Source organism: Labrys sp. LIt4, from assembly GCF_017813775.1.
Classification (GTDB): Bacteria; Pseudomonadota; Alphaproteobacteria; order Rhizobiales; family Labraceae; genus Labrys; species Labrys okinawensis_A.
This window is the reverse complement of sequence record NZ_JAGIPY010000005.1, coordinates 416,157-432,162: the sequence shown is the minus strand read 5'-3', so window position 1 is coordinate 432,162 and position 16,006 is coordinate 416,157. Positions and strand designations below refer to the sequence as shown.

At 64.2% G+C, this 16,006-nt stretch carries 17 protein-coding genes; 4 read left to right on the top strand and 13 right to left on the bottom strand.

Annotated elements, in window-relative coordinates; genetic code table 11:
• The first annotated feature begins 7 nt into the window (after window positions 1-7).
• Window positions 8-871, top strand: coding sequence for an NAD(P)-dependent oxidoreductase (locus J8I29_RS12715; RefSeq protein WP_105862318.1), 864 nt, complete (start codon window positions 8-10; stop codon window positions 869-871).
• Between the two features lie 161 nt (window positions 872-1,032).
• A complete protein-coding gene (locus J8I29_RS12710; RefSeq protein WP_105862319.1) occupies window positions 1,033-1,968 on the top strand; it encodes a histone deacetylase family protein in 936 nt (311 codons plus the stop codon).
• A 45-nt stretch (window positions 1,969-2,013) separates the two neighbouring features.
• Here J8I29_RS12710 and J8I29_RS12705 read toward each other — a convergent pair whose 3' ends face one another.
• The 5 genes from J8I29_RS12705 to J8I29_RS12685 form a co-directional block, all read right to left on the bottom strand.
• Window positions 2,014-3,543 (bottom strand): amino acid adenylation domain-containing protein, encoded by a 1,530-nt coding sequence (locus J8I29_RS12705; RefSeq protein ID WP_209431904.1) that lies wholly within the window; start codon window positions 3,541-3,543, stop codon window positions 2,014-2,016.
• Between the two features lie 340 nt (window positions 3,544-3,883).
• Window positions 3,884-4,522, bottom strand: coding sequence for a hypothetical protein (locus J8I29_RS12700; RefSeq protein WP_105862322.1), 639 nt, complete (start codon window positions 4,520-4,522; stop codon window positions 3,884-3,886).
• A 140-nt stretch (window positions 4,523-4,662) separates the two neighbouring features.
• Window positions 4,663-4,923 carry a hypothetical protein gene (locus J8I29_RS12695; RefSeq protein WP_068284643.1) on the bottom strand — a complete coding sequence of 87 codons (261 nt, stop codon included), beginning with the start codon at window positions 4,921-4,923 and terminating at the stop codon, window positions 4,663-4,665.
• A gap of 86 nt (window positions 4,924-5,009) precedes the next feature.
• Window positions 5,010-5,435: a TIGR02301 family protein gene (locus tag J8I29_RS12690; protein WP_209431903.1), complete on the bottom strand. Its 426-nt coding sequence runs from the start codon at window positions 5,433-5,435 to the stop codon at window positions 5,010-5,012.
• Window positions 5,432-5,917 (bottom strand): NUDIX hydrolase, encoded by a 486-nt coding sequence (locus J8I29_RS12685; RefSeq protein WP_245196907.1) that lies wholly within the window; start codon window positions 5,915-5,917, stop codon window positions 5,432-5,434. Before J8I29_RS12685 ends, J8I29_RS12690 begins: the two co-directional genes overlap by 4 nt.
• Between J8I29_RS12685 and J8I29_RS12680 the strand changes: the two genes are divergently transcribed.
• On the top strand, window positions 5,916-6,545 hold the full coding sequence (locus J8I29_RS12680) for an SOS response-associated peptidase (protein WP_209431902.1): 630 nt from the start codon (window positions 5,916-5,918) through the stop codon (window positions 6,543-6,545). The genes J8I29_RS12685 and J8I29_RS12680 overlap by 2 nt on opposite strands.
• A 284-nt stretch (window positions 6,546-6,829) precedes the next feature.
• Window positions 6,830-7,054: a hypothetical protein gene (locus J8I29_RS12675; protein WP_209431901.1), complete on the top strand. Its 225-nt coding sequence runs from the start codon at window positions 6,830-6,832 to the stop codon at window positions 7,052-7,054.
• A gap of 11 nt (window positions 7,055-7,065) precedes the next feature.
• Here J8I29_RS12675 and J8I29_RS12670 read toward each other — a convergent pair whose 3' ends face one another.
• The 8 genes from J8I29_RS12670 to J8I29_RS12635 form a co-directional block, all read right to left on the bottom strand.
• Complete coding sequence (locus tag J8I29_RS12670) at window positions 7,066-8,097, bottom strand: D-alanyl-D-alanine carboxypeptidase family protein (RefSeq protein WP_209431900.1); 1,032 nt, start codon at window positions 8,095-8,097, stop codon at window positions 7,066-7,068.
• A gap of 147 nt (window positions 8,098-8,244) precedes the next feature.
• Window positions 8,245-8,970, bottom strand: a complete 726-nt coding sequence (locus J8I29_RS12665; RefSeq protein ID WP_209431899.1) for a 3-keto-5-aminohexanoate cleavage protein — start codon at window positions 8,968-8,970, stop codon at window positions 8,245-8,247.
• Window positions 8,971-9,231: 261 nt separating this feature from the next.
• On the bottom strand, window positions 9,232-10,650 hold the full coding sequence (locus J8I29_RS12660; protein ID WP_209431898.1) for an FAD-binding oxidoreductase: 1,419 nt from the start codon (window positions 10,648-10,650) through the stop codon (window positions 9,232-9,234).
• 214 nt (window positions 10,651-10,864) lie between these two features.
• The gene (locus J8I29_RS12655) at window positions 10,865-11,383 is read right to left on the bottom strand and encodes a gluconokinase (RefSeq protein WP_245196904.1); all 519 of its coding nucleotides are present in this window, start codon (window positions 11,381-11,383) and stop codon (window positions 10,865-10,867) included.
• A 108-nt stretch (window positions 11,384-11,491) separates the two neighbouring features.
• Complete coding sequence (locus tag J8I29_RS12650) at window positions 11,492-12,718, bottom strand: class I SAM-dependent RNA methyltransferase (protein ID WP_209431897.1); 1,227 nt, start codon at window positions 12,716-12,718, stop codon at window positions 11,492-11,494.
• A 73-nt stretch (window positions 12,719-12,791) separates the two neighbouring features.
• Window positions 12,792-13,541, bottom strand: coding sequence for a TlyA family RNA methyltransferase (locus tag J8I29_RS12645; protein WP_209431896.1), 750 nt, complete (start codon window positions 13,539-13,541; stop codon window positions 12,792-12,794).
• Complete coding sequence (gene dxs / locus J8I29_RS12640) at window positions 13,541-15,460, bottom strand: 1-deoxy-D-xylulose-5-phosphate synthase (protein ID WP_209431895.1); 1,920 nt, start codon at window positions 15,458-15,460, stop codon at window positions 13,541-13,543. The genes J8I29_RS12645 and dxs overlap by 1 nt, the downstream gene beginning before the upstream one ends.
• Window positions 15,461-15,594: 134 nt before the next feature.
• Complete coding sequence (locus J8I29_RS12635; protein ID WP_105862331.1) at window positions 15,595-15,843, bottom strand: exodeoxyribonuclease VII small subunit; 249 nt, start codon at window positions 15,841-15,843, stop codon at window positions 15,595-15,597.
• Window positions 15,844-16,006: the final 163 nt, after the last annotated feature.

Below are 16,006 nucleotides of genomic sequence, written 5' to 3'. Positions count from 1 at the left end.
CCCCTGAATGTCGCTTGCCAACAAAACCCTGTTCATCACTGGCGCCTCGCGTGGCATCGGGCTCGCCATCGCGCTGAGGGCAGCCAGGGATGGCGCCAACATCGCCATTGCGGCCAAGACGGAGACCCCCCATCCAAAGCTGGAGGGCACCATCTACACGGCTGCCGATGCGATCGAGAAGGCGGGTGGCAAGGCGCTGCCGCTGGTGGTCGACGTACGCGACGAGGACAGCGTCAAGGAGGCTTTCGCCAAGACCGCGGCGCAGTTCGGCGGCGTTGACATCGTGGTCAACAATGCCTCGGCCATCCAGATGACCAAGACGGCGGACACCGAGATGAAGCGCTTCGATCTGATGCATCAGATCAATGCGCGCGGCACCTTCCTGGTCTCGAAGACGGCGCTGCCCTATCTCGAAAAGGCGCCGCAGCCGCATATCCTGATGCTGTCGCCGCCGCTCGACATGAAGGAGAAGTGGTTCGCTCCCCACACGGCCTATTCCATGGCGAAGTTCGGCATGAGCCTGGTGGTCCTCGGCCTTGCCGGCGAGACGCGCGGGCGCATCGGCGTGAACGCCTTGTGGCCCCGGACCACCATCGCCACCGCTGCGATCAAGAACATTCTCGGCGGCGAGGCCCTGATGCGTCGTTCGCGCAAGCCGGACATCCTGGCAGATGCCGCCTATCGCATCTTCAACAAGCCGGTCAGTTTCTCCGGCAACTTCCTGATCGACGACACCTTCCTTCATGGCGAGGGCGTCACCGATTTCGAAGCCTATCGCGCGGTCCCAGGCGAAACCCTGGCGCCTGACTTTTTCGTGCCTGACGATTCCGTGCCGCCTCCCGGCGTGGTGATCGGCGAGTCCATGCACTGAAGCATCTTGCGCTTCGGGGGGATTGCGCCCAATCGCAAGATGCTCGAGGACCGAAGAATGGACGTCGGTCTTCGGTACGCATGATGCAACTGCAAAGACTGGCAGCACCGGTCCGAGGTCGGAATCGGGTCCGGCGTTGTCCGTCATAAGGAGAATCCGGCATGACGACGCTGTTGGTGACGCATCCGTCCTATGCCCGGCACGAGACACCGCGGGGACATCCCGAGCGAGTCGACCGTATCCTGGCGGTGGAAGCGGTGCTCGCCACTTCCTTGTTCGACGCGCTGGAGCGTATCCAGGCGCCGGAGGCCTCGATCGAGATGATCGAGGCCTGCCACCCGCGCACCTATATCGAGACCTTGCAGCGCCTGAGCCCGCATGATGACGAGGGATTGGCACAGCTCGACGGCGATACCACGATGTCATCGGGCAGTCTCGAGGCGGCTTTGCGTGGCGCCGGCGGCGCCACGCTGGCCGTGGACCATGTCATGACCGGCAAGGCCAAGAACGCCTTCAGTGCCTCCCGCCCGCCCGGGCACCATGCCGAGCCGCAACGGGCAATGGGATTTTGCCTCTTCAACAACGTCGCCATCGCGGCCCGCCATGCCCAGAAGGCTCATGGCGCCGAACGCGTGGCGATCGTGGATTTCGACGTGCATCACGGCAACGGCACCCAGGCGATCTTCTGGAAAGATCCCAGCGTGCTCTATGCCTCCACCCACCAGATGCCGCTCTATCCCGGCACCGGTGCCGCCAGTGAGACCGGCGAGGCCGGCACCATCGTCAATGCCCCGCTCAGGCCCGGCGAGGGCGGCAGCGAGTTCCGCGAGGCCATGCAGAAAGTGATCCTGCCGCGCCTGCAGGACTTCGCGCCCGATCTGATCCTGATCTCGGCCGGCTTCGACGCCCATAAGCGCGATCCGCTCGGCGGCCTCAATTTCGTCGAGGAGGATTATGCCTGGGCAACCTCGGTGTTGATCGACCTTGCGGCCAGGACGGCGGGCGGACGTATCGTCTCCGTGCTCGAAGGCGGCTACGACCTCACCGCCCTCGCCCGCTCCAGCGCCGTGCATGTCGCCACCTTGATGCAGGCGTAGTGCAAGCGCGGGGCGCCTCAGCCGCCATAAACCCGACCGGCTTGATCAGGGAGCGAGTTCCAATAATCCCCTGCGATTGATCTTGCCGTTGGGCAGCAAAGGCAATTCTTGCAGAATGCAAAACTGGCTCGGAATGGCATATTCGGGGAGTTTCTCCAAAAGCAGAGCCCGGAGGTTCATATCTTGCTGCGAAAGCGACGATGGCCCGACCAGATAGGCAACCAGATATTTCGATGTCCATGACGGATTCTGCACGATCACGGCGGCGTCCTGCACCTGGGGCAGGTTTCGTAGCACCGTCTCGACTTCCTCCAACTCGATACGCTTTCCGCCGATCTTCACCTGGCGATCAATGCGCCCGACAAAGTCAAGGCTGCCATCGGCGCGCTCGCGCACGAGATCGCCAGTGAGGTAAAGACGGTCGTTCCCATCGGCGCTGAAGGGATTGGGCACGAATTTCTGCGCGGTCAGTTCCGGCCGATTGAGATAGCCCAGGGCGAGGCCGTCACCGGCCGCGCATAATTGCCCGGTTTGTCCCTTCACGACACGGCGCATCTCGTCATCAAGTACATAGACCCTGGTTTGGGCGATGGGATAGCCGATCGGCAGTGCCCCCAGCACGGACTGATCGGGCGGAACTCGATAGCAGCAGGTAAAAGTCGTATTCTCGGTCGGACCATAGCCATTGATGAGCTGGCACGATGGCAATGCCAATCTTGCTTTGTCGACATGAGCCGGCGAGAGAATGTCGCCGCCCGCCAGCAATTGCCGCAGTGGCTTGAGCCCCTCCAACTCGCACTCCACCATCAGATGGAACAGACCAGCGGTGAGCCACAGGGTCGTAACGCCGTTCACCCTTATGGCATCGCTGATTTCGGATAAGGTGGGATGATCGTTTTCGGCGAAGGCAAGCACGCCCCCATTGAGGAGCGCTCCCCAGATCTCGAAGGTCGAGGCATCGAACGCCAGGGGAGCCAGCTGGAGTATCGCCTCGCTGTCATCGAGATTGGCGTAGTTATTGCCCCTTACCAGCCGGACCACGGCCCGATGCGGGACGACGACGCCTTTTGGCCTCCCCGTGGAACCCGACGTGAACATCACATAGGCTGCATCCAACGGTCCGACATCGATATGGGGCAGAAGCGCGACCTCCGTACCCCCCTCATCCCCGATGTGCAGCACGGGGCCATCCCAGCCGAGGCGCCGTAATGTTTCCCCACCTGCGTCACCGGAAACCACGATGGCAGCCGGGCGGCAATCGGCCACGGCCACCGACAGGTGTTCGGGCGGGTAGGCTGGGTCGAGCGGCGCAAAAGCCGCCCCGGTCTTCAAGATTGCGATCAGCGCCTCGATCGCTGCAGGTGAGCGTTCGACGAAGGTGATGACGATATCCCCGCGCTTGACTCCGAGCCCTATAAGCCGCCTTGCGATTGCATCGGAGCGCTCTTCCACTTGAGCGTAGGTGATCTTCCGATCACCCTTGCGCAAGGCAACCGACCCCGGGTGCATCGCGGCTTGTTCCGAAAAAAGGCCGTGGATGCTAGCCTGTCTCGGATAGCTCTGCAGATCAACCATGCCATCTTCTCCTCTCGGGACGGGCGGAGATGAATTCTTGCGCAGGCCTTTCAAGCTCGAAACGTAACACCCGTCGGAACGCGACGCGTTTTAATTTGCCGTAATGTGAACCGCGCCGGAGATGCAGGAGGCTTCTGAAAGGCAAGGAAGGGCGAATATCGCGACGCATGAGCCCCGCGCGCGTTGCACGGACGCCCTGCCCCTGGGGACAGGAGGTAAAGTCGTGTCGCACATATCCAGATGCAGCACTGACAGAGCATCGTGCCGAAACGACGACATCGGTTTTGATTAAAATGATGCGGCAGCAAGGCTTACAGGGAGAGTCCCTGTTGAGCGCCCTTCAATCGCCATCCTCGAAGAACTGCCACTTGCCCTGCGGGCTGATGCCGAGGCGATAGAAGGAATAGACGCCCTTGTCCTGCATGTCCTGGAAATCGCCGGCGGTAATCAGGCGGAACAGCTCGACCATCTGCGGGCCGGTCAGCTTGTTCAGGGGATAACGCGCGAAATAGGGCCAGACATAGGCCTCCTGCGGCGTGCCGGCATCCACATGGACATAGCCCGCCTCGAGCACGTCCTCCATGATGGCGAGAATCTCCCGGCCCTTCGGATCGCCGGCCAGCAGCTTCAGCGTCGCAATAGGATCGTCGCTCTCGCCGCCGGGCAGATCGGGATTGCCGCCATTGGCGGCAAAGATCGGGCGCAGTGATTCCAGTTCGCCCGTCTTGATCGCCGCTAGCAGTTTCTGCCTCAGTTCCCTCACCGGCGCCGGCAAGTCGGCGTCGCCATAAAAGACCTGGGGCGTGGCCTGAGCGCCCGCGCTGTCGTCGTTTGCGGGCGTGGTGACCGTCACGGTGGGCGTCTGGGTGCTGACGGGCGGTGACGAGCCGGGCGCATTCTTGTTCGTGTCGTTGGCCGCTTGCGACGGCAAGGCGCCGAGCAGGGTGGCAGCGAGAACGGCAAGGGTCATCAGGCGCATGGGCGGCATCAATCCGGGATCAGGCGAATCACGGCATTCGCTTGGCACCAGCCTAGCACTACAGTTGCCCTTCCCGAAAGAAGGCAGGCGGGAGGCGGCGTGTCGGGCCGCGGTCGACGCGCCAAGCCGCCCATCACATTCTATTGATGGGTTCCCTTCACCGTGAACTCGCCATTGCGCACCCGCTCCGGCAGGCGCTCGGCAAAGCGGGCGACGGGCTCCTCGCCATAGGTCGCGACCAACTCCTTGAAGGCGGCAAAGAGAGCCGCATTGGCCACGCAATCGCCGTCGATGCCATCGAGAATGGCTTCCTCCCAGGCCTGCAGCAGATAGTCGAGCGCTGCCCGCCGGGCATCGTCTGCGGCGAATTGCTGTTTCAGATGGGTAACGCGATCATACATGACAAAATCCTGCCGCGGCGATGGCTGCGGGCGCACCGGACCATAGCACGCTGGTGTCCCAGGAATAGACACTTCCAAATTAATCGTTAACGGCCGTAACGCGCTTCCAGTGCCTTGATGATGGTAGCGCTCTCGTCGAGATAGAGGCGGATCACCGTGCCTGCGGCCTCGTTGCAGCTGCGGTAGCTCTCGCTGAAACTGCGATAGCCCCGGTTGAAGGCACCGGCGAAGCGAGCCTTGGCGGCCTCGTCGAATCCCTGCGCCTCGGCCAGCGCATTCATCTTGTCACGCCAGGCCGGTGCATCCGCAAAGCCGCACAGGCCGCGCAGATAGTGCAAGGCGCCCATCAGTTCGGCGAGCCGCAGCAATTGCGGTTCATAGGGCGCGATCTGGGGCGCCGCCGGCACCGGCGGCGGCTGCGTGGGCCTGGGGGGCGGCGTCTGCGCGAAGGCCGCAGCCATAGCCGTTGCGAACGCCAGCAAGGCGGCAGGCAGGATCCGGCGGCCGCTCACAGCATCCTCCTGGCGGCGGCAACGATGTCGGCCAGCCCGTCAGTCAGTGGCAGGTCGTCGAGAGTCGAGGGATCGGCCCAGCGAAAGCTCAAGGTTTCCTCGCTGAGCCGCGGTTCGCCCTGCGCCGAACGTCCCACGAAGACCGCCACCACGAAATGGCGCTGCACGGCCCCCACTCCATCACGGGCGATCACCTCGTGATGCCGCACGAAACCGGTAATCTCAATCTCCAGCCCCGTCTCCTCACGGACTTCCCGCCTTACCGCTGCTTCCAGGGTTTCACCCAGTTCCACCACACCACCCGGCAGCGAGAACAGGCCCTGACCCGGCGCTCGCGCCCGCTCGCCCAGCAATACCTTGCCGTGGCGGAAGAGAGCGATGCTGGCTGCGAGAATCGGTCGGGGGGGATAGGATCGCGGTGCTTCCGTCATGGTGACACTATTGGCGGCGACATCCTGCCTCGCAACCCCTTTCAAGGTCATGACCGGCCGTTTTGCGCTCACCCATTCGCCACGAGAGGTGCGGGACTGGTTCGGCTATGTCGAGGAGCCGGATTTCCCGCCGCGCGCCAATATCGCGCCGAGCCAGCCCATCGCCGTGGTGCATGCCGACTTCTCGGCGCGGCATTTCACCTTGATGCGGTGGGGCTTCATTCCGGCCTTCATCAAGGATACGGCCGGCTATCCGCTGTTGATCAACATCCGCTCCGAGACGGTGCAGGAGAAGCCCTCCTTCCGCAACGCCTTTGCGCGGCGACGCTGCCTGGTACCGGCGGACGGCTTCTACCAATGGCAGAAGCAGGGACGCACGAAGCGGCCTTATCTGCTGCGTCGGCCCGGCGGCGGTCTCATGGCCCTGGCGGCGATCTGGGAGACCTGGTCGGGCTATGACGGCAGCGAAATCGATACGGTCGGCCTTCTCACCACCGATGCCAGCGGTACGCTGGCGGCACTCGGCGACCGCAGCCCGGTGCTGATCGAAGCCGGCGCCGTGGCCCTCTGGCTCGACCCGCTGACAAAGCCCGGCGAAGCAGCCGCCCTGCTGCGGCCGCCGGCCGCCGATAGGCTCGAACTGGCGCCGGATGCACCGGATCTGGGCCGCGGCCTCTGACAATCCAGCACTACTGCCGGAACTCTGGTTTCAAGGTGCCTTTCATTACGAGCGAGCAGCGGAATTACGACTGCAATATCAGCCCCTTCGCGCGGATTCTGGATAGCCGGGTCGAGCGCGGCTATGAAAAACCGGAGCGTTTCCTCCTCAAGTGAACTCCATTGGCGGCCCTCCCCCTTGCGATGCCGGAGGCGGAAACGGCGCGTGTTCAAATTCTTAGCGAAATCTTGTGAGACAGGACGGCTTCCTGTTCGACGAGATTCGATCCCGAAGGAAAGACGATGATGAAGTTCCTATCCGCCACTCTCGCGCTTGCAGCCGCGGCGACCCTGGCCGGGTGCAGTGCCGGTGTCAGCGTCGGCAGCGCAACCTATAGCGCCGATGAGCGAGGATCGACCTATTGCTCACGCAGTGTCGGCGCCAGCATCGAGGCTCCGGACGCAAGCGGCAGCGGTGTGCATCGTCAGCGCGGCTGCGTGACCCGTCCAGCTGTCTACGATGAGGACTGAACCTCGCCGGGTCATCCACGCTTCGGCTTGGCGGTGGCCGAGGTTTTTTCGGGCTTGGGAGGCCTGGGAGTCAGCCAGGTCGTGATTTGGTGTACCTTCTTGGCAGCCTCAGCCTGCGAGAGATAGCTTGTCTGCCCAGGCAGGCCCATCGGATACGCCGCATCGCGCATGCGCTCATAGTCCCGCGTTTGCTCGCCGCATTGCTTGGCCCGCATGTCGGGTGGGCTGCGCTTGGTGTCGTTGGCAAGGGCGGAGAGCGTTTTGTCACCGGGTGAAAGCTCGCCGGCAAACGCCTGGGTAAAATACATCGCCGCCCGTTCGTTGCGTTCGCGCTCGGTCGTCGCGCCCATCACGACCACCATGACCTGCTTACCGCCTCTCTCGGCAAGGGCGACCACATTGTTGCCCGACGCGCAGAGATAGCCCGTCTTCAAGCCTCGAACGCCGTCGAAACGGGTCAGCAAGGCGTTGTGGGATTCCACGGTCTTGCCGTCGATGACGACAGCCGACGTTTCGAAAAAGCGGCGATATTCAGGAAACTGCCTGGTAATGGCGATGCCGAGTAGCGCCATGTCGCGCGCCGTCGACTTCTGCCGGCGATCGAACAAGCCGTTCGGGTTGACGAACCGGCTGCCCGTCATCCCCAACCGCCTGGCGGCATCGTTCATCGCCTTGACGAACGCCTCTTCCGAACCTGCAACCGTCTCGGCAACGGCCATGGCGACATCGTTGGTGGAGCCCGAAATGACGGCGAAGAGAGCGTCCTCAAGCGTCATGGTGCTGCCGGCATGCAGGCCCGAGTCGAGGAACTTCTGCTTCGCTGCATGCTCGGAAAGGACCACCGGCGTCTCCAGCGAAACACGCCCGGCGCGAATGGCCTCGAAGGTGACGAAGGCCGTCATCAACTTGGTCGTCGACGCCGGAAACCAGGGACGACCTGCCTCCTCGGCATAGAGCACCTGCTGGTCTGCGACATCGACGACGAGAATGGGCGTCGCATCCGACGCGCGCGCAGGGCCGTGAAGCGCCAAAATGAGCGCCACGCATCCGAGACTCTTCCAAAACATCCTGTTCATATCCCTTTCGGTCGCCGAAGCGGCCCAATCAATGAAGCGTTTCTATGACGCTCGCTTCTCGCCCCTGTACAAGATTCACGGCGCATCGCCCGGCGCCGGAGCGAACAGCCCCGATCAGCCGCTCCCCCGCGCGGCACGCGCCACCGCGGTGCGCAGCAATTCGGCATTGTCGGCAGCCCTGGTCCCGTCCGGCAGATCGGCGCCGTCCTCCAGGCCGATGCGGCGGTCGAGACCCAGGCGCACGGCTTCGTCATGCATCGGCCATTGGGTCAGATCGCTGCCGTGCAACTGGACCGGCAGGCGGAGACCGGCATGGCGCAAGACAGCGAGGATCTCGTGGGCGACATGCAGACCGGCCGCTGTTTCCTGTTCCTCGATCTCGACGAGCGCGCGCAGGCATCGTTCGGCGGAAGGCAGCGCCACCAGGCGCAAGGCGTCGGCGACCGTAGCCAGCCCCGCTTCGATGCCGATGCGGCGCTGGATCATTAGCGCCATGATCTCCGGCGCATCCTCTTCGCTGAGATTGACCGAAACATAGTCCGGCAGGATCCGCCATTCGCGCATCGGCGCCTGCCGCGCCCGCCCGACCGGCGGAATGGTCCACAGGGTTGAAATGCCGATCGGCACGCCCGGCACGCTTGCGCGGATCGCTTGCAGCGCCGCGGCAACATCGGCCGGCTCCAGGCTCTGCTCGCCGGTTTGTCCACGAGGATGGACATGCAGTTCCTCGGCTCCGGCCTCGACGGCCGCCTTGGCATCGCGCGCCAGTTCGGCCGGTGTACAGGGCAGCGCCGGGTGGAAATCGCGGCTCCTGCTGCCGTTCAGGCAAGCTTGCAGCATCGTCCTCTCCCTGATCACATTCCTTTGCGACTCCCGCGCCTGCGGCGTCAACGCCCCTGTGTCCGCGTGACTGCCGTCCCGATGGTCGCGGCGCCGGTGGCGATCACGCCAAAGGAACGCACGCCAACCATATGCGCGCCACAATAAAGCGTTTTCCGGAAAAAGGGGTAGACCTTTCCATAAAGAAAACGCGTCAGAACAACGAGTTAGAGAGCAAGGCGCCCTCCTGCCCCGTGTGATCGGGTGGATCGCCTAAACAGGTCAGAGCACCTTGCCGGGATTCATGATGCCCTTGGGATCGAACGTCGCCTTGATCGCGCGCATCATTTCCAGCTCCACCGGATCCTTGACCCCCGGCAGCAGCTTGCGCTTGGCCTGACCGATGCCGTGCTCGGCCGAGATGGAACCGTGGAACTCGGCGACGATGGCGTGGACGATCTCGTTGGTCTTTTCCCACTTGTCCAGAAAGGCCTGCTTGTCGCCGCCCACGGGCTGGGAAACATTGAAGTGGATATTGCCGTCGCCGAGATGGCCGAAGGGCAAGGGACGCGCACCGGGAATGAAGGCCTCCACGGCGGCGATGGCCTTGTCGAGGAAAGCCGGTACGAGCCGGATCGGCACCGAGACGTCGTGCTTGATCGAACCGCCTTCGAAACGTTGGCTCTCCGACAGCAATTCGCGCAGGCGCCAGAAATCGGCGGCCTGTTCGAGCGAGGCGGCGATCACGGCATCGCGGGCATAGCCCTGCTCATAGGCCGTCATCAGCATGGCTTCTAACGCCTCGTTCACGCCGCCCTCGGCGGAGTTCGACACTTCCAGCAGCACATACCAGGGATAGCTGCCGTCGATGGGGTCGCGGGCGTCGGCAACATGGCGGATGACGAAATCGATGCCAATGCGCGGCATCAGCTCGAAGGCCGTCACGGTACCGCCGCCGTTCTCGCGGGCGACGTTGAGGAGCGCTAGCGCCGCCGCCGGACTGTCGACGCCGATGAAGGCCGTACCGACGGAGCGCGGCTTGGGAAACAGCTTCAGCACCGCCGCGGTGACGATGCCGAGCGTGCCCTCCGCCCCGATGAAGAGGTTCTTCAGGTCGTAGCCGGTGTTGTCCTTGCGCAGATGGCGCATGCCATGCCAGATCCGTCCGCCCGGCAGCACGACCTCCAGGCCCATCACCAGGTCGCGCGTATTGCCATAGGCAATCACGCCGGTGCCGCCGGCATTGGTGCCGATATTGCCGCCGATGGTACAGCTTCCCTCCGACGGCAAGGTGAGTGGGAAGAAGCGCCCCGCCGCCTCGGCCGCCTCCTGCACGCGTTGCAGGGTCACGCCCGCCTCGACGTCGATGGTGTTGCTGTCGGGATCGACGGCGCGGACCTTGTCGAGGCGCTTGAGCGACACCAGCAGCTCATTGCCTTCCGCATGCGGAACCTGGCCGCCGACCAGGCCGGTATTGCCGCCCTGCGGCACGATCGGCGTGCCCGTTTCGTTGGCGAGCTCGAGGATCGCCGCCACCTCCTCCACCGTGCCGGGCAGCAGCACCAGCGGCGTCTTGCCATGATAGCGGTCGCGCCATTCCTTCAGAAAGGGCTGCTGGGCATCCGCATCGGCAATGGCATAGCGCTCGCCGACAAGGGCGGCGAAGCGGGCAAGGAGTTCGGGAGAAAGCGGAGCGGACATGAAGGCGATCCTGGCTACGGCGTTTTACGGTCGGTAGACGCGGCTTGAAACGCAAAGACGCGCCAACATGAAGAGGCAGAGCAAGGCACGGTCACACTTGAACCCGCTTTGTGCGAGAGCAAAGCGCGTTTATGTATAATCGCTGCTTTGCTCTAACTCGTTGTTTCAGCGCGTCTTTGCGATTCTTGGTGATCCCAAGAGATCGCAAAACGCTTTAGCGGGCAAGCTGGTGGAGCGCGTCGGCGACGATCGCATCGGGCTCCGCATCGATTGAAACGGTAATCGGCGCTTCGTCCGGCCCCGGCGGCTCGAGCGTGGCGAACTGGCTGGCGAGCAGGCTCGGCGGCATGAAATGGTCCTTGCGCTTGGCCAACCGGGCCGCGATCACATCGGCACTGCCTTCGAGAAAGACGAAGCGGACATCCGCATGCCCGTCGCGCAGGGCGTCCCGATAGCCGCGCTTGAGCGCCGAGCAGGCGACGACGCCGTGTTGCCCCGCCCCTCTCAACTCGTCGATCCAGGCGGCGATGGCCGCGAGCCAAGGCCACCGGTCCTCGTCCGTCAGCGGAATGCCCGCATGCATCTTGGCGACATTGGCCGGCGGATGGAAGGAGTCGCCGTCACGGAACGCCCAGCCGAGCCTGAGCCCGAGCCGCTCGCCAATGCTGCTCTTTCCGGCGCCGGAAACACCCATGACGATGAGAGCGGTGGGAAGGGGCGGCACTGAAGTCATGGCATTTCCTAGAGCAGAATGCAGTCTGGGTGAGGTGGTTCTCTGGATCAACGCGCCGATACCAGGAGCATTTTGCGGTTCCTGGCGATTCCGTCCAATTGCAAAACGCTATCTTCGCTCGAACACGCCGACCAGTTCGACATGGCCCGAGTGGCGAAACTGGTCGACCGGCGTCACCTTGGCAAGCCGGTAGCCGCCGGCAATCAAAAGCGCGGCATCGCGGGCAAAGGTCGTCGGATTGCAGGAGACCCCGACGATACGGCGCAGTCTGGCGGCGGCAAGGCGCTTGGCCTGCGCTTCCGCGCCGGCGCGCGGCGGATCGAAGACCACGGCGTCGAAAGGCTTGAGTTCGTCGGCCAGCAAGGGGCGGTGAAAGAGATCGCGTGCTGTGGCGCTGACAGGCTTCAGCCCCGGGGCCCGGCGGGCGGCGCGGTCGAGCGCCGAGATCGCCGGCTTGTCTGAATCGAAGGCCTGCACATGCATGGCATCCGCCAGCGCCAGGGCAAAGGTGCCGCAGCCGGAAAAGAGATCGGCGATGCGCTTGGCGCCTGACAGGCCCTCGCGCACCAGGCTCGTGAGAGCGATATCCGCCTCGGCCGTCGCCTGCAGGAACGCGCCGGGCGGCGGTGAAACCTCCACCGTTCCGAACCGCACCACCGGCGCCCGGCGTTCGATCACCACGTCGCCATGGTTGGAAAGCCGGGCCAGGTCGAACTGCTGGGCGAGGTCGCCGAGCCTCAGCCGCATCTTGTCGTCGATGCGTCCGGCGCCGCGGATGTCGCAGTCGAGGCCGGTGATCGTGGCGGTCAGCACCAGATCGAGCGGCTTGCCGAGACCGCGCAAGTGCTTCTCCAGCGCACGCGCTGCCTCGAGGCTGCGGTTCAGTTCCGGCACCAGGATCGGACAGGAGTCGAGTTCGACGATCGCATGCGAACGTGCCTCGGCGAAGCCGAGCTTGCCCTTGCGGGCATGCAGGGTTGCCCGGCGCCGGCCGCGGCCATGGGCATCGACGAGCGGCTCGACCGGCGCCTCGATGCCGGCCTGCCTCAGCGCCTCGACCACCAGGCCCCGCTTCCAGGCCTGATATGCCTCAAACGACCAATGCTGGATGGCGCAGCCGCCGCAATGCGTGAAATGGGGGCAGAAAGGTTCGACGCGATCCGGGCTCGGTTCCTGCAGGGCGATCAGCCGCCCCCGCTCCCCGGCCACCTCCGCCAAGATCGTCTCGCCCGGCAAGGCATAGGGCACGAAGACCGGGCCCGGTGCGACGCCATCGCCGCGATGCCCCAGCCTTTCGATCTTGAGTTCCAGCGATGTCTCAACGTGCTGATTCACGATCTCAACTTCATCAAGCGATGCCTGAAAGAGATGAATCAAAATCTCAAACCAGACACGCAAGTCCCCTGATTCAATCTGTGAGCTCGGCTAAACTAACCCTTTGGGCAGACAGCAGAAACTCCTTGTTGCCATCCCCGCCCTCGATGGGAGACGGCACGATCCCGCGCACCTTCCAGCCAAGCGACGAGACGAGGCCAGCGATGCGCTCGCAGACCTCGGCATGCACGGCCTCGTCCTTGACAACTCCGCCTTTGCCGACCCGTTCGCGACCCGCCTCGAACTGCGGCTTGACCAGAACCGCGAGATCCGCGCCCGGCGCGGCCAGTGCGAGTGCAGCCGGCAGCACCAGCGCCAGCGAGATGAAGCTGACATCGGCGACAACGAGGTCGACGGGGTCGGGCACGAGGTCGCGATCGAGCTTGCGCGCATCCTGCCCTTCCAGAGAGATCAGCCTGTCATTCCCGCGCAGGCTGGCATGCAGCTGATCATGACCGACATCGACGGCATAGACCCGTGCCGCGCCCCGCCGCAGCAGCACGTCGCTGAAGCCGCCGGTTGAGGCGCCGATGTCGAGCGCCACGCGCCCCTCCACCGGCACTGGAAATGTATCGAGCGCATGTTCGAGCTTGAGCCCGCCGCGCGACACGAAAGGAAAGGCCGCCTGCGCCTCGATCACCGCCTCTGCTTCCAGGCTTTCCGACGCCTTGCGCACCGGCTTGCCATTGGCAGTCACGAGGCCGGCGGCGATAGCGGCCTGCGCCTTGGCGCGGCTGTCGAAGTGACCGTGCTCGACCAGCAGCACGTCCGCGCGCTTGCGCATCAGGCCCGCTTGGCGCCGGTTACGACATCGCGCCCGAGCACCGACAGCACCTTGGTGACGATACCGGCAGCATCGAGCCCGGCCTGCGCATACATCGCCTCCGGCTTGTCCTGGTCGAGGAAGACATCGGGCAGGACCAGGGAGCGGAATTTCAGGCCGCTGTCGAAGGCGCCGGCTTCGGCCAGGCACTGGGCCACGAAGCTGCCGAAGCCCCCCACGGAACCTTCCTCGATGGTCAGCAGCACCTCGTGCTCGCGGGCGAGCTTCAGCACTAGCTCCTCGTCGAGCGGCTTGGCAAAGCGCGCATCGGCCACGGTGGCGGAAAGGCCGAGCGCCGCCAGGTCCTCAGCGGCCTTCAGGCACTCGGCCAGGCGCGTGCCGAAGGAGAGTAGCGCGATGTTGCTGCCTTCGCGCAGGACACGGCCCTTGCCGATCGGCAAGGGCACGCCGACTTCGGGCATCTCGACACCGACGCCTTCGCCGCGCGGGTAGCGGAAGGCGATAGGGCCGCCCTCATAGGCGGCCGCGGTTGCGACCATATGAACGAGTTCCGCCTCGTCGGCGGCCGCCATCACCACCATGTTGGGCAGGCAGCCGAGAAAGGCGACGTCGAAGGAACCGGCATGGGTCGCACCATCGGCCCCGACCAGGCCAGCACGATCGATCGGGAAGCGCACGGGCAGGTTCTGGATCGCCACGTCGTGGACGACCTGGTCATAGCCGCGCTGCAGGAAGGTGGAATAGATCGCGCAGAACGGCTTGTAGCCTTCGCTGGCCAGGCCTGCCGCGAAGGTGACAGCATGCTGCTCGGCGATGCCGACATCGTAAAGCCGCTGCGGGAAGGCCTGCTCGAACAGATCCAGCCCGGTGCCGGACGGCATGGCCGCCGTGATCGCCACCACCTTGTCGTCCTTGCCGGCTTCCTTGATCAGGCTTTCGGCGAAGATGCGGGTATAGGAGGGCGCATTGGCCTTGGCCTTCACCTGCGCGCCGGTGATGACGTCGAACTTCACCACGCCGTGATATTTGTCGGGCGAGTTCTCGGCCGGCTCGTAGCCCTTGCCCTTCTGGGTGACGACATGGATCAGCACGGGACCGTCGGCCTGGTCCCTGACATTCTTGAGCACCGGCAGGAGATGGTCGAGATTATGCCCGTCGATCGGGCCGATATAATAGAAGCCGAGCTCCTCGAAGAGCGTGCCGCCGGTCCAGAAGCCACGGGCATATTCCTCGGTGCGCCTGGCCTTGTCGTAGAAGAAGCGCGGCAGTTTCTTGGCCAGCATCTTGCCGAAATCGCGCAAATTCTTGTAGGTGCCACCCGAAACCAGCCGGGCCAGATAGGCCGACATCGCCCCCACGGGCGGGGCGATCGACATGTCGTTGTCGTTGAGGATGACGATCAGGCGCGAACCCAGAGCCCCGGCATTGTTCATCGCCTCATAGGCCATGCCGGCCGACATCGAGCCGTCGCCGATCACGCAGATGACATTGTTGTCGCGGCCGTCGAGATCACGCGCCGCCGCCATGCCGAGGCCAGCCGAGATCGAGGTCGAGGAATGCGCGGCGCCGAAGGGATCGTATTCGCTCTCGCTGCGCTTGGTAAAGCCGCTGAGCCCGTTCACCTGGCGCAGCGTGCGGATGCGATCGCGCCGCCCGGTGAGAATCTTGTGCGGATAGGCCTGGTGGCCGACATCCCAGATCAGGCGGTCGCGCGGCGTGTCGAACACCGCGTGAATGGCGACCGTCAGCTCCACCACGCCGAGACCGGCGCCGAGATGGCCGCCCGTCACCGAAACGGCATCGATGGTCTCCCTGCGCAGCTCGTCCGCCACCTGCTGGAGCTTGTCTTCGGGAAGGCGGCGCAGATCGGCCGGCAGATGGATGGTGTCGAGCAGCGGGGTTGCTGAAGTGTTTGCCAAAGTGTTCACCCGGGGAGACTAGAGCAAAGCGCGCATAAGGGGAAACATCATTTTGCTCTAACTCTTTGTTTCGACGCGTCTTTGCGATGACGGCCTTCTGGTGGAGTGCTGGGCGCCTTGGAGACCGTCGAATATCAGGCTTCAGGCAGAGGCTCGAGCCCGGCGGGCTTGCCCTCGGCATCGAGCCGGATCTTGTCGACCTTGGCCTCCGCGACCTTCAGAAGCTTGTCGCAATGGGCCTTGAGCAGTTCGCCACGCCCGAACAGCGTGATCGATTCCTCCAGCGGCACATTGCCTCCCTCGAGGCTGCGCACGATTTGCTCGAGTTCGGCAAGTGCCTTCTCGAAACTGAGCGTTGCGATGTCGGACGGCTTGTCGGCCATTATCAACCTGTCAATCCACGATTTCCCCCTCTATAGCCCCTAACGTCGCCGCATTGAAAGAAAAAGCCATGCAGACCGCATGACCCAACCGTGCATAAGGCGGGGAGAGCGCCGGGGCGGGTCGTCGGTTACGGCTTCAACCCAAAGCGCCCCTCGACCGGAG

What these genes read in the sequence shown, in the direction of transcription:
- J8I29_RS12715 (WP_105862318.1), top strand. Translation starts at nt 8, where the DNA reads ATGTCGCTTGCCAACAAAACCCTGTTCATCACTGGCGCCTCGCGTGGC.
- J8I29_RS12700 (WP_105862322.1), bottom strand. Translation starts at nt 4,522, where the DNA reads ATGCGCCTGATGACCCTTGCCGTTCTCGCTGCCACCCTGCTCGGCGCC.
- J8I29_RS12665 (WP_209431899.1), bottom strand. Translation starts at nt 8,970, where the DNA reads ATGCTGCAAGCTTGCCTGAACGGCAGCAGGAGCCGCGATTTCCACCCG.
- J8I29_RS12710 (WP_105862319.1), top strand. Translation starts at nt 1,033, where the DNA reads ATGACGACGCTGTTGGTGACGCATCCGTCCTATGCCCGGCACGAGACA.
- J8I29_RS12680 (WP_209431902.1), top strand. Translation starts at nt 5,916, where the DNA reads ATGACCGGCCGTTTTGCGCTCACCCATTCGCCACGAGAGGTGCGGGAC.
- J8I29_RS12675 (WP_209431901.1), top strand. Translation starts at nt 6,830, where the DNA reads ATGAAGTTCCTATCCGCCACTCTCGCGCTTGCAGCCGCGGCGACCCTG.
- J8I29_RS12660 (WP_209431898.1), bottom strand. Translation starts at nt 10,650, where the DNA reads ATGTCCGCTCCGCTTTCTCCCGAACTCCTTGCCCGCTTCGCCGCCCTT.
- J8I29_RS12635 (WP_105862331.1), bottom strand. Translation starts at nt 15,843, where the DNA reads ATGGCCGACAAGCCGTCCGACATCGCAACGCTCAGTTTCGAGAAGGCA.
- J8I29_RS12705 (WP_209431904.1), bottom strand. Translation starts at nt 3,543, where the DNA reads ATGGTTGATCTGCAGAGCTATCCGAGACAGGCTAGCATCCACGGCCTT.
- J8I29_RS12655 (WP_245196904.1), bottom strand. Translation starts at nt 11,383, where the DNA reads ATGACTTCAGTGCCGCCCCTTCCCACCGCTCTCATCGTCATGGGTGTT.
- J8I29_RS12685 (WP_245196907.1), bottom strand. Translation starts at nt 5,917, where the DNA reads ATGACCTTGAAAGGGGTTGCGAGGCAGGATGTCGCCGCCAATAGTGTC.
- J8I29_RS12645 (WP_209431896.1), bottom strand. Translation starts at nt 13,541, where the DNA reads ATGCGCAAGCGCGCGGACGTGCTGCTGGTCGAGCACGGTCACTTCGAC.
- J8I29_RS12695 (WP_068284643.1), bottom strand. Translation starts at nt 4,923, where the DNA reads ATGTATGATCGCGTTACCCATCTGAAACAGCAATTCGCCGCAGACGAT.